12 protein-coding genes are annotated in these 11,577 nt (G+C 69.5%); 4 read left to right on the top strand and 8 right to left on the bottom strand.

Going from position 1 to position 11,577, the window contains the following annotated elements; genetic code table 11:
- Positions 1-243: 243 nt before the first annotated feature.
- Together MNY62_RS04515 and MNY62_RS04510 are read right to left on the bottom strand one after the other, a co-directional pair.
- A complete protein-coding gene (locus MNY62_RS04515) occupies positions 244-684 on the bottom strand; it encodes an Ohr family peroxiredoxin (protein WP_242342909.1) in 441 nt (146 codons plus the stop codon).
- 70 nt (positions 685-754) lie between these two features.
- A complete protein-coding gene (locus MNY62_RS04510; protein ID WP_242342908.1) occupies positions 755-1,771 on the bottom strand; it encodes a zinc-dependent alcohol dehydrogenase family protein in 1,017 nt (338 codons plus the stop codon).
- Between the two features lie 153 nt (positions 1,772-1,924).
- On the opposite strand from MNY62_RS04510, the gene MNY62_RS04505 reads away from it, so the two are divergent.
- Genes MNY62_RS04505 through MNY62_RS04495 form a run of 3 tightly spaced genes read left to right on the top strand, consistent with a single transcriptional unit; the run spans position 1,925 to position 5,326 of the window.
- The gene (locus MNY62_RS04505) at positions 1,925-2,977 is read left to right on the top strand and encodes an AraC family transcriptional regulator (protein ID WP_242342907.1); all 1,053 of its coding nucleotides are present in this window, start codon (positions 1,925-1,927) and stop codon (positions 2,975-2,977) included.
- A complete protein-coding gene (gene ligD, locus MNY62_RS04500; protein WP_242342906.1) occupies positions 2,974-3,972 on the top strand; it encodes a non-homologous end-joining DNA ligase in 999 nt (332 codons plus the stop codon). The genes MNY62_RS04505 and ligD overlap by 4 nt, the downstream gene beginning before the upstream one ends.
- Before the next feature lie 43 nt (positions 3,973-4,015).
- The gene (locus tag MNY62_RS04495) at positions 4,016-5,326 is read left to right on the top strand and encodes a DNA polymerase Y family protein (RefSeq protein WP_242342905.1); all 1,311 of its coding nucleotides are present in this window, start codon (positions 4,016-4,018) and stop codon (positions 5,324-5,326) included.
- Between the two features lie 116 nt (positions 5,327-5,442).
- Here MNY62_RS04495 and MNY62_RS04490 read toward each other — a convergent pair whose 3' ends face one another.
- Both MNY62_RS04490 and MNY62_RS04485 read right to left on the bottom strand, forming a co-directional pair.
- Positions 5,443-5,916 carry a VOC family protein gene (locus tag MNY62_RS04490; protein ID WP_242342904.1) on the bottom strand — a complete coding sequence of 158 codons (474 nt, stop codon included), beginning with the start codon at positions 5,914-5,916 and terminating at the stop codon, positions 5,443-5,445.
- Positions 5,917-5,999: 83 nt separating this feature from the next.
- Positions 6,000-6,266, bottom strand: coding sequence for a hypothetical protein (locus MNY62_RS04485; protein WP_242342903.1), 267 nt, complete (start codon positions 6,264-6,266; stop codon positions 6,000-6,002).
- A 425-nt stretch (positions 6,267-6,691) separates the two neighbouring features.
- Here MNY62_RS04485 and MNY62_RS04480 point away from each other — a divergent pair, with 425 nt between their 5' ends.
- Positions 6,692-7,444: an alpha/beta hydrolase gene (locus tag MNY62_RS04480; RefSeq protein WP_242342902.1), complete on the top strand. Its 753-nt coding sequence runs from the start codon at positions 6,692-6,694 to the stop codon at positions 7,442-7,444.
- A 70-nt stretch (positions 7,445-7,514) separates the two neighbouring features.
- Here MNY62_RS04480 and MNY62_RS04475 read toward each other — a convergent pair whose 3' ends face one another.
- From MNY62_RS04475 to MNY62_RS04460, 4 genes are read right to left on the bottom strand one after another with little or no spacing between them, the layout of a single operon-like run.
- Complete coding sequence (locus MNY62_RS04475; RefSeq protein WP_242342901.1) at positions 7,515-8,249, bottom strand: ABC transporter ATP-binding protein; 735 nt, start codon at positions 8,247-8,249, stop codon at positions 7,515-7,517.
- Positions 8,246-9,832, bottom strand: a complete 1,587-nt coding sequence (locus tag MNY62_RS04470; RefSeq protein WP_242342900.1) for an ABC transporter permease — start codon at positions 9,830-9,832, stop codon at positions 8,246-8,248. Before MNY62_RS04470 ends, MNY62_RS04475 begins: the two co-directional genes overlap by 4 nt.
- Positions 9,805-10,815, bottom strand: coding sequence for an ABC transporter substrate-binding protein (locus tag MNY62_RS04465; RefSeq protein ID WP_242342899.1), 1,011 nt, complete (start codon positions 10,813-10,815; stop codon positions 9,805-9,807). Before MNY62_RS04465 ends, MNY62_RS04470 begins: the two co-directional genes overlap by 28 nt.
- A complete protein-coding gene (locus MNY62_RS04460) occupies positions 10,812-11,573 on the bottom strand; it encodes a hypothetical protein (RefSeq protein ID WP_242342898.1) in 762 nt (253 codons plus the stop codon). The genes MNY62_RS04465 and MNY62_RS04460 overlap by 4 nt, the downstream gene beginning before the upstream one ends.
- Positions 11,574-11,577 lie beyond the last annotated feature (4 nt).

The following is an 11,577-nucleotide window of genomic DNA, read 5'->3' as shown; positions in this document are numbered from 1 at the left end:
GTCGTACCACAGAACGATCGTGTTCTTGGCCATGTGCTCGTCCTCCGTTCGGGAGCGGTCGGTATTGGGGTGAGGCCATGTCGGCCGATGCCAGGGGGCAGTCGATCCGTGAGGTGCTAGTCGTAGCCGCCGCCCGCTGCACCAGGAACCGTCCAGCGCCCAGCGATGCGACGACCGTCGGAAGGCGATGCCACTGCCGCTGAACGTTCGTCACCGGGCGCCGTCGGGGCTCGCGTCCCCGAGCTATTCGCGTACCAGCGCCCCATTCACCACGAGCGCGACCTCGACGTTTCCGCGGACCGCGGCGGAGTAAGGGCAGGTCTGGTGGGCCCTTCTGACGAGGTCGATGGCCTGCTGCGTATCGGCGATGGACGGCAATGATATGTCGAGCTCGACGCCGAGCTTGAAACGCCCATTCTCGATTGGAATCAACGCCACCGTGGAATCAATGACGGCATCGTCGGCCGTGAGGCTCATGCGCTGCCCGAGGATGCGGAGCACGGTTTCAAAACAAGCCGCGTACCCGATCGCGAAGAGCTGCTCGGGATTCGTTGCACCGCCAGGGCCGCCGAGCTCCTTCGGTAGCTGGAGCTCGACCGTGAGCTCGCCGCTGGTGATGGTCCCTTTCCCGCCTGCGCGACCGCCCGTCACTCGCGCGGTGGTTCTGTATGCTGGCTTCGTCATCGTGCCTGCCTCCCATGACTCTTCGAAAGAGCGTCCTGACCTCGCACCTTCTCGATCCGGCTGCGCGGCGTCAGGGACAAACGCGGATCACGACCTTGCCGAACGCCCTGCCCGCGACGTAGTACGAGAACGCGGCAGGCACCTCCTCGAACGCGAAGACCCGATCGAGGATGGGCCTCGCTCGGTGGACCGCGATGGCGCGGGTCACCGCCACGAGCTGCGCACGGCTGCCGGCCGCGATCGAGCGCAGGGACGCGGCGGCATTGAAGAGGGCAGTGACGTCGACTGGCGGGGCGCCCTGGGCCAGGCTCCCGACCCAGGCGATCTCGCCGCCGACCGCCGTCGCCCGCAAGGATTGTTCCAGGGTGGCCGGACCGCCGACCTCCACGACGTGATCGACACCTCGCCCACCCGTCGCCTCCCGGACCTCGGCTGGCCAGTCCGGCGACGCTCGGTAGTCGATGACGTGGTCGACCCCGAGAGCCTTGAGCTTGGCCGCCTTCTCTTCTGTCGAGGTGGTGGCTATGACGTACGATCCGAACATCTTCGCGAACTGCAGCGCGAACAGCGACACGCCACCCGAGCCCAGCGTGAGCACGCTCTCTCCGGCTCGCAGCGGCCGTCCTCCGGTGAGCGCGTTCCACGCCGTGACGGCCGCGCAGGGCAGCGTCGCGGCCTCCTCGAACGAGAGGTGCTCCGGAATGGGCACGATCGCGTCCTCGCGCAGCGCCTTGAGCTCCGTCATCATCCCGTCCAGCGAGCCACCGAGCTGCGCGGCGTGCTCGAGGGTGAACGGGCCGTCCATCCAGCGCGGGAACATGGAGGCGACGATCCGGTCGCCGACCCTGGCGCGGGTGACGGCTTCGCCGACCGCGACGATCTCTCCGGCCCCGTCCGACGCCACGATCACGTCGGGCTTCACCGGCAGCGGGTAGCGGCCGCCGATCATGATCATCAGCTCCCGGTAGTTCAGCGATGCCGCTCGGACCCGGACGAGGACTTCTTCGGGACGGACCTTCGGCTCGGGGCCGTCCTTCAGAGTGAGCCCCTCGAGTCCCGCACCCAGGTTCGCGTGGTAGCTCCTCATCGGACGCCCTCTCCTTCGGCCATTACGATTCGTCGTGACGACCCCTTCAGCGGCCTTCGGGTCATCCCGGCATCCGGCCTTGCCGTGATCTGCTGGGCCGAGCCGCCGGGGGCTTGATTCGCCGTACGGATTTCTTTGCTGCACGAGGCTGCGATGGATGCCCTGTCGGAAGCGCTGCGCGGAGTGCGGATCACCGGCGCCTTGTTCTTCAACGCGGAGTACGGCGCGCCCTGGGGGTTCGCGTCGCCACCCTCCGCTTCGGTTGCGCCGCTCCTGGCGCCCGGAACGGAGCACCTGGTCTTCTTCCACCTGCTGACGGAAGGACAGGCCACGGCGCGCGTCTCGGGGCACGACGACGTATCGCTCGGGGCCGGCGACATCGTCGTGTTTCCGCATGGAGACGCGCACGGGCTGTGGAACGGACACGTGAAAGAGCTGCACTACGCAACCGAGCTCCTGCCGAAGCTCCTCACCGGCCTGCTCGTCTCGGAGCGCGGCGGCGGCGGCGGCGCAGTGACGAGGTTCGTCTGTGGCTACTTCGGGTGCGAGCGCTACGCCGAGAGGCTGTTCCTGGCTGGCCTGCCCCCGGTGTTCAAGGTGCACATCCGCGGCGACCCCGCGGGCGCTTGGATCGAGAGCTCCATCCGTCACTCCGTGAACGAGATCGAGTCCGGGCGCGCAGGCCGCCTCGCCCTGCTCTCGAAGCTGTCGGAAGCCCTGTTCATGGAGACGCTGTGCCGGTACATGGATGAGCTTCCGGCGGAATGCACCGGGTGGCTCGCCGCGGCGCGCGACGAGGTCGCGGGCAGGGCGCTCGCCAGCATTCATCGCCATCCTGCGCGCCCTTGGACGCTGCCCGAGCTGGCGAAGGAGGCCGGCGCGTCGCGCACCGTGCTGGTGGAGCGGTTCACCCGGCTCCTGGGCGAGCCACCCTTGGCATACCTCGCACGCTGGCGTCTCCAGCTCGCCGCGAGGCTCCTCGAGGCGACGGACCACAAGGTCCTTCAGATCGCGCTGCAGGTCGGGTACGGCTCCGAGCCTGCGTTCAACCGCGCGTTCAGGCGGGCGTTCGGGGTCCCGCCCGCGCAGTATCGCCGGCGGCTCCGCCGGGGTAAGGGCACAGTCTCACCGACGTCTCCACGCCGGTCTGTCGGCACGGTTCGGGCGTCGACAAGGTGGGGCGCCGGCGGCAAGCTACGGCTGTGATCACCCATCCCGAGAAGGTGCTCTTTGCCGACTCCGCCATCACCAAGGGTGAGCTGTGCGCGTACTACGAGGCGGTGGCGCCGTTGATGATCCCGCACATTCGCGGGCGTCCGATCACGATGGAGCGATTCCCCGCCGGCATCGACAAGAAGGGCTTCATCCAGAAGGATGTGTCGAAGGGGTTTCCGAGCTGGCTCGAGCGCGTCGAGGTCGAGAAGCGCAACGACAAGGCGGGTGAGTCCGTGCACTACCCGCTGGTCGGCGACGCGCGATCGCTGGTCTGGCTCGCGAACCAGAACTCGGTCACGCCCCACGTCTGGATCTCGCGGGTACCGAAGCTCCATCAGCCGGACCTGTGCGTGTTCGATCTCGATCCCTCCGCGGAGGATCCGCAGTCGCTGCGCACGGCCGCCCTGGCGGTGCGCGAGCTGCTCGACGAATTCGGGCTGCCGTCGTACGTGAAGACGTCGGGCTCGAAGGGATTCCACATCCTGATTCCGCTCGACGGCGAGGGAGACGCGGAGAGCGTCTGGCGGTTTGCGCACGGCGCAGGCGCGGTGCTGGTCAAGCGCCACCCGCACATCCTGACGCAAGAGTTCATCAAGGCCGACCGTGGCGACCGCATCTTCGTCGACACCGGGCGCAACCTGCCGGGCGCGACGTTCGCCGCGGTCTACGCGGTTCGTGCCAGGCCGGGCGCGCCGATCTCGGCGCCGTGCACGTGGGCCGAGCTCGAGGGAGGCACCGTCGGTCCGCGCACGTTCACGCTGCGCACGATGGCGGCGCGCATCGGTGAAGTGGGCGAGCTCTGGTCCGACATGGACGGTCGGCGGTGCTCGCTGCGCGACGCGACGGCGAAGCTTCAATCGATGTTGACCGACGCGGAACTGAGCGAGGCGCTGGCCGCGTCGACGCGCCGGCCGGTGTCGCGCAAGGCACCGCGCAATCAGACCCGGAAGTCGCCCAGGAACACTCCGTCGAAGACCAAGCGGTGACTTGCACCTGAACGGATGATCAGTTAACGTCCGCCTCATGGGGATGGCGTCGGAGCTCGCGCGCGCGCAGCCGCTCACGGCGCCGCGCATCTGCTGCCTGGATCTCGATACGTTCTTCGTGTCCGTCGAGCGACTGCTCGATCCCACGCTGGAAGGCAAACCGGTGGTCGTCGGGGGAAAGCCGGGGAGCCGCGGCGTGGTCACCGCCGCCAGCTACGAGGTGCGCCGCCTCGGCGTGAAGTCGGGCATGTCGCTGGTCGAGGCCGGAAAGCGCGCGCCGAACGCGATCTACCTGCCCACGCGGCATGAGATCTACGGCACCTACGCCGAGCGCGTGCGCGAGATCGCGCGTCGCTACGCGCCCAAGGTGCTCGTCGCCAGCATCGACGAGATGTATCTCGATCTCTCCGGCTGCGAGCGGCTCTACGCATCCGGCGACGCCGCCAGCGGGAACCGCGGGGAGGACCGCGCTGGCGACGTCGCCATCGAAGGCGCGGTGCTGCAGTTGACCACGGCCATCTTCGACGAGATCGGCTTGCCTTCGAGCGCTGGGGTCGCGACCAGCAAGGCCGTGGCCAAGGTGGCGTCGGCGCTGGCCAAGCCACGCGGTGTGATGCTGGTGCCCGCGGGCGTCGAGCGCGCCGTGCTCGCGCCGCTGCCGGTGCGGTCGTTCCCCGGCATCGGTCCCGTCGCCGAGGCCAAGCTGCACGCCGCCGGCTACCGGACGCTGGGCGCGGTCGCCGAGGCGTCGGAGGCGGATCTGCAGAAGATCTTCGGCGCATGGGCGGCGTCGATCTCGCGCGGCGTGCAGGGCCTGGGCTCGGGCGACCTCGGCCGCGAGCGCCCGGCGTTCGCCGAGCACGATCCCGAGGGCGAGACGGTCGGCAGCATCTCCAACGAGCGGACCTTCCGCGAGGACGTGACCGACCCGGCGTCGATCGAGGCGGTCCTGTGCGGTCTGTGCGAGCGGGTCTGCTGGCGCGCGCGCAAGCGCCACGTCAAGGCGCGAACGGTGACCCTCAAGCTGCGTTACGCCGACTTCCACACGCTCACGCGTTCGCACACCACGATGGCAACCAACTCGGAGCTCGAGCTCTATCCCATCGTCAAGGAGATGTTCGCGGCGGCGCGTACGCGGTCGCTGCCGATCCGCCTGCTCGGCATCCAGCTCTCGAACCTCGGCACGTTCGAGCAGCTCCCGCTCTTCGATCGCAACGACCGGGTCGGCGCGGTCGTCGACAGCATCCGGGAGCGCTTCGGCTTCGCGACGGTCTCGCTGGCGACCGCGCGCGACAGCCCGACGAGGCGCGCGCCTTCCAGGCCGCGAGCACGCGTGCGGCCGCATGGGGGTTGAGACCGCATGCGCGCACCGTCCAATCCTCGGCGGAGATGCCTCTTCGTACGCTCAGTGCGCGGGCTCGGCGCCCCGCCCGAGAGTGCCCGCTCCGCGAAATGAGGAGAGGCGAAGCGTCAGCCACGCCTCGCGGCCTCGATCGTGGCGACGTCAATCTTCTTCATGGGCATCATCGCTTGGAAAGCGCGCCTCGCTTCCTCACCCCCTGCCGCGAGCGCTTCGGTCAAGACCCGCGGCGTGATCTGCCAGGACACGCCCCACCTGTCCTTGCACCAGCCGCACGCGCTCTCCTGGCCACCATTGCCGACGATCGCGTTCCAGTAGCGATCGGTCTCTTCCTGATCGTCGGTCGCGATCTGGAACGAGAACGCTTCGTTGTGCGTGAACTCGGGTCCACCATTCAGGCCCATACAAGGCACGCCAGCTACGGTGAACTCGACCGTCAGCACGTCGCCCTTCTTGCCGCTGGGGTAGTCGCTAGGCGCGCGGAAAATGCGACCCATCGCGCTATTTGGGAAGGTCTGGGTGTAGAAGCGGGCCGCGGCCTCGGCGTCCTCGTCGTACCACAGAACGATCGTGTTCTTGGCCATGTGCTCGTCCTCCGTTCGGGAGCGGTCGGTATTGGGGTGAGGCCATGTCGGCCGATGCCAGGGGGCAGTCGATCCGTGAGGTGCTAGTCGTAGCCGCCGCCCGCTGCACCAGGAATCGTCGAGCGCCCTTCGATGCAACGACCGTCGGGAAGCGCAGAGCACCGCCGGTCGCCGTCCACGGCGAAGCTCGAGTACGTCGCGACTCCGGTCGCGGCATGGTTCACGCCGGAAACGACGACCATGTCGTCGTCGCCGAGAGATCCGATGACGGCGAGCCGGTCGTCATCGAGCCTCGTCTTCGTCCTGGCCGGGCAGGCAGTGGCGCGCGCTCCGCGACGTTCCGAGGCCATCGACGGAACCTCGGCCGCGCGGCGCTGGAGCGGCGCCGGTCAATCGGCCCGCGTACCACATTGCGAGAGACGAGGGCACGGAAGGCCTGGGTGTCGCCGGCCTTGGCCTCGGGAAGACGGGGCGTCGTGCCCTTGGCCGTCCTGCTTCGCTTCGATCAAGACGTCGAGCTGGCAGAGGCCGGCGATGGCGGCGAGGAGCGGCGCGACCTGCCGCTCGTCGTCGGGCATCACCATGGCCGAAGGCAGAGACTCGTGGACTGGCAAAGCCGTCAGAGGGTGCGGCCGGGCTCGCCTGCCAGCTGCCCCTCCATGAGCCGACGGGATCGCAGGGCGCTGGCTCTGACACCTTGCTAGGAAGGCCGCACCGGCGATCAGCACCACCTCCACGATGCGCGTCCTTCCGCCGGCGCAAGGAGACGACCGTCATGGCAGGAAGCGATGCGGTGAACGTGGTGCTCGTACACGGCGGCTTCGTGGACGGCAGCGGCTGGCGGCGTGTCTACCAGCTCTTGAAGCAGGACGGCTACACGGTCAGCGTCGTGCAGAACCCGACGACGACCCTCGCCGACGATGTCGCCGCGACGAAGCTCATCCTCGACGCGCAGGACCGACCCGTCATCCTCGTTGGACACTCCTACGGTGGCGTGGTGATCACCGAGGCAGGAAACCATCCGAAGGTCGTCGGGCTGGTATACGTCGCGGCCTTCGCTCCCAGCGAGGGCGAGTCCGTTGACGCTCTGATTCGGAACCCGCCGCCTGGGGCTCCGGTGCCGCCGATCCTGGCGCCGCGTGACGGTCGTCTCTTCCTCGACAAGGACAAGTTCCACGCCGCCTTCGCAGGCGACCTCGACCAGGAAGAGGCCGCCTTCATGGCAGACTCGCAGGTGCCATGGGGCGTGGACGCTCTGCGTGGGACGATAACCAAGGCGTCCTGGAGGACCAAGCCGAGCTGGTACCTGGTCACCACCGAGGACCGGATGATTCCGCCCCCTGCGCAGCGAATCATGGCCAAGCGTGCCGGAGCGACGACGATCGAGGAGAAGGGGTCCCACGCGATCTACGTGTCGCAACCCAAGGCCGTGGCGGCACTCATCTCCAGGGCCGCCACTGGCGTGAAGGTTTTGGCTGTCGGCTCCGCAGGAGCGGAGGAAGCCGGCATGCCTGGCGGGCACGCGTAGAGCCCGGGATCGTTCGTCGATCCGTGGACGGGCACGTGCCACTCCTTCCTCCCGCGCTCGAGCTCCCAAGCTACCCGAGCGCTTCCAGGATCATTCGTGCGAATGGCAGGTCAGGTCGCGAGCGCAGGTCATCGATGCGGCCCAGGTGGACGATGCGGCCCTCGTCGAGGACCGCGGTGCGATCGCCGAGCGCCTGCGCCTCCCGAGGATCGTGGGTGACGTAGAGCGCGGTGGCCCTGCGTTCGCCGAGGAGCTCGCGGAAGAGGGCGAGCAGCTCCTGCTTGAGGCCGACGTCGAGGTTCGAGAGCGGCTCGTCGAACAGGACGGCACGCGGATCGAGCACGAGCGCCCGGGCGATGGCGACGCGCTGCCGCTCCCCGCCCGACAGCTCGCCGGGGTGGCGACGCTCCTTCCCGGAGAGGCCGACGCGAGCGAGGATCGCGGCGATGCGGTCGTCGCGCTCGGTTCGCGGCACCTTCTTCCCATCGAGCCCGAACGCGAGGTTCCCGTGGACGGTGAGGTGGGGCCAGAGGGCGAGGTCCTGGAAGACCATCGCGACATCCCGCTCCTCTGGCGCGAGGACGATCCGCCCGCGCTCGGTCACGAGCGCATCGCCGAGGCGCACGACGCCGAGGTGCGGCGCGACGAAGCCGGCGACCACCCGGAGCAGCGTGGTCTTACCGGACCCCGAGCTGCCGAGCAGGGAAAGTGTCTCGCTCGCCGGAATCGCCAGGGAGACGTCGTCCAGCACCTTGCGGCCCTGCCGGAGCACGGTGACGCCGTCGAGCTGGATGGAGGTGCTCACGCCTTCCTCCGGAAGAGCAGGGCGGATCCGACGGCGAGGACGGCGGCGGTCATCGCTACCTGGACGCACGACAGCGCCGCCACGACCGACCCCGGCCCGTTGGCCTCGAGCGTGAAGATCCGGACCGTCAGAGGCTCCTGACCCGCGGGATACAGGAGGACTGCCGTCTCCAGGTCCCGGAGGCAGAACACGACGGCGAGCAGCCACGCAGCGAGGAGCCCGCGCGCGTGGATGGGCACGAGGATCCGGCCGAGCCGGCGGAGGAAGCGCGCGCCGCCGATCGCGGCCGCCTCCTCGTAGTGCTCCGAACCCTGCGAGAACGACACCGCCGCGGTCCGCAGGCCCACCGCACCGTACCGTGCGGCGAACGCAAGGGCAACGATCGCGCTCGTGCCGTAGACCCCCTGGAGCGAAGGACGGTTCCAGGTGGCGATGAGGCCCACGCCGAGCACGGACGCCGGCGTCACGAAGGCGAGGACGGCAAGCGCATCGAGTCCCACGCCGCCGCGCCGGCCGCGCGCCGCGGCGTGGCCGATGACGACCGAGAGCGCCAGCACCAACGTGGCGGCCATGAGCGCGTCGAAGAGGCTGTTCCATGCGCTCGCGCCGATCCACTGCGCCAGCTCCGAAAAGCCGTGACCGCGGGCGGCGTCGATCACGAGCGCCGCCAAGGGCGCCACCGGCAAGAGCGCGGCGGCTGCCGTGAAGACGATCGCGACGGGGCGCCAGTGGCCGAGGCGGAGGTCCGGGACCTCGCGGCTGCGAAGACCGAGGACCGCGAACGAACGCCGGCCGGCGGCGCGACGCTCGAACAGGAGCAGCCCGACGGCGACCGCGAAGAGCGGGAGCGCAAGCGCGAACGCCTCACCGGGCGCGTAGTCGACGCCACCGAGCCGCGAGAAGACCATGCCGGGGTAAACGGGCACGCGCAGGAACATCGGGACGCCGAGCTCGGAGAAAGCGAGCGAGAACACGACCAGCGCCGCGAGCGCGGTCGCCGGGCGCACGAGCGGCAACAGGATGCCCGCCGCAGTCCGGCGCGGACCGGCGACCAGCAGCGCCGCCTCCTCGAGCGAAGGATCGATCGCCTGGAGGCCGACCGCGACGAGCGAGGTGACGACCGGCGTGAGCGCCAGCGCGAGGACGGCGACCGCGCCCGGCCACGAGAAGAGGAGCCGGGCGCCGAGAGTCGAGGCGGCGAGACCGCCGCGGCCGAAGACGTGGAACCAGCCCAGCGCGAGGAGGAATGGAGGCACGAAGACCGGAAACGCGTGGAGCCAGAGGGCAACGCGCCGGAGCGGCACGTCGGCGCGGCCGAGGAGGAGACCCAGAGGGAGTCCGATGGCGAGGCATAGGACCGTGACCGCCGTCGCGAACCCGAGCGACGAGACGAACAGCGCCCAGGTCCGCGGTGCCGAGAGCGCGTGCGCCGCGTGACGGAGCGCGTCGCCCTTGCCGAGCTCGCCGCCGAGGAACATGAGCGGCACGAGCGCCACCGCCGCGAGGACGACCCCCGCTGCGAGGAGGAGGAATGGCTCCTCCCGGCGCCTCAGCGCTAGAGCCCAGCCCAGTCCCGCAGCCATGGCTGGAGCCTTTCCATCGTGCCGGCGACCTTCGCGTAGTCGATCTGCATCGTCTTGATCTCGCTCGCCCGCTTCCCGCCCGCGGCAGGCTTCACGTCGGCGCGCAGCGGGATGTGTGCGGCGACATCGACGAGCTTCTGCTCGGCAGGGACGGAGAGGAGGTAATCGACCAGCCGCCGCGCCTCCTCGGTGTGCGGTCCCGCGAGCGACACCACCGCGGTAGGCATCAGCAACGTGCCCATCCCATCCTGGTCGGGGTAGACGACCTCGATCGGCGCGCCGTCGTGGAGGGCTTCGGCGGCGTCGTCCGTGTCGGCGAGGCCGAAGGCCACCTCGCCCGAGGCGACGAGGCGCTTCACCTCGCCGTTCGAGCTCGCGATCCGGCACCCGTTCGCCTTGAGCTGCGTGAGGAAGGACTTCAGCGCGTCATCGCCCCACGCGTCCGCGAGCGCGGCGACGTGCATCGTGGTCGTGCCGAAGAGCGGGTTCGCGATCGCCGTCTGGCCCTTCCACCTCCGGTCCGCGAGGTCACGAACCGAGCGAGGCATCTCCTCAGGCTTCACGCGGGTCTTGTTCACGAGGAGGAGGCGCGCTCTCGCGGCACCGCCGGTCCAGGTCCCGTCGGCGGCCTTGAAGGCGGGTGGAATCGCAGCCGCTTCGGGCGAGAGGTACGCCCGCACGAGCCCGCGCTTCACGAGCAACTGCGGGCGGACGGGGTCGCCCGACCAGAACACGTCCGCCTGCGGGCTCCTCGCCTCGGCGATGATCCGGTTGAGGACGCCCGTGCTCTTCGTCTCCTCGGTGTCGAAGACGGCGCGCACCTTGACGCCGCTCTGGCGCTCGAAGTCGCGCAGGATGGGCTCCGTGAAGACCTGGTCGATCGACAGGTACACGACGACCTCGCGCGAGCGGCTCCGGCAGGCCAGGGCGCCGGAGGCCATCGCGAGGACGAGGAGGAGGACAGTCGGTCGTCGTTGGATCACGGGAACCCCACGCTGAATCCCCACGTCAGCCCGACGCGGAGCTCGGTCGTATCCACGCCTCCGGCGCGCGCTCGGCGTACCGCCGCATCGAACGAGAGCCGGTCGGAAGCACGCCAGATCGCACCGACCAGGCCGGAGACCGTCGTCGGTAGATCGCGCTCGCGCTCCACGAAGACCTCCGCGACGGGGCGAATGGCCCAGGCGTCGTGAGCTTCGAGGATGACCCCGCCGAACACACCGGGGGTGTGCGCCCGGGTCCAGGCAGCGGCTCCGTTCACGTGGAACGTGAGATCCTGCCAGCGCTGCGACACGATGAGCGCTCCTTCCGCGCCTACGCCGGGGTCGCCGTTGACGGTCGGGAGCAGGGCGGAGATCTCCGTGGCGACGCTCGGGCCGGCCTTCTCCTGGAGGCTACCCTCGCGCAGGACCCTCTTCAGCGAGAAGGCGGTATCTTCGACGCGCAGGCGCGGCTCCGGGACGTCGCGTCCGAGCTCCACGAAGTGGCGCCCCTCGAGCACCGCCTCCCAGCGATCCGCGAAGCCCCAGTTGAGGATGAGGCTCGGCGCGACCAGCGTCCTGTCGGCGCCCTGCACCACGTACCCGAGGGGTCCGAGCTCGATCTCCATCTCACCCTTCGCTGCCACCGCGGCGTCCGTCGAGTTGAAGGGCCGATACGCGCTCGCGGTGAGCGGCCACGCCGCCACGAGCGAGAACGAGCAGAGAATGAGAGCGCGCGGAGTCCAGGATGTCGTTCTCACTGAC

Origin of the sequence: Anaeromyxobacter terrae (genome assembly GCF_022690685.1) — a bacterium.
GTDB classification, from domain to species: domain Bacteria; phylum Myxococcota; class Myxococcia; order Myxococcales; family Anaeromyxobacteraceae; genus Anaeromyxobacter; species Anaeromyxobacter terrae.
The sequence above is the reverse complement of the archived record's forward strand: the minus strand, read 5'-3'. Positions and strand labels throughout refer to the sequence as shown.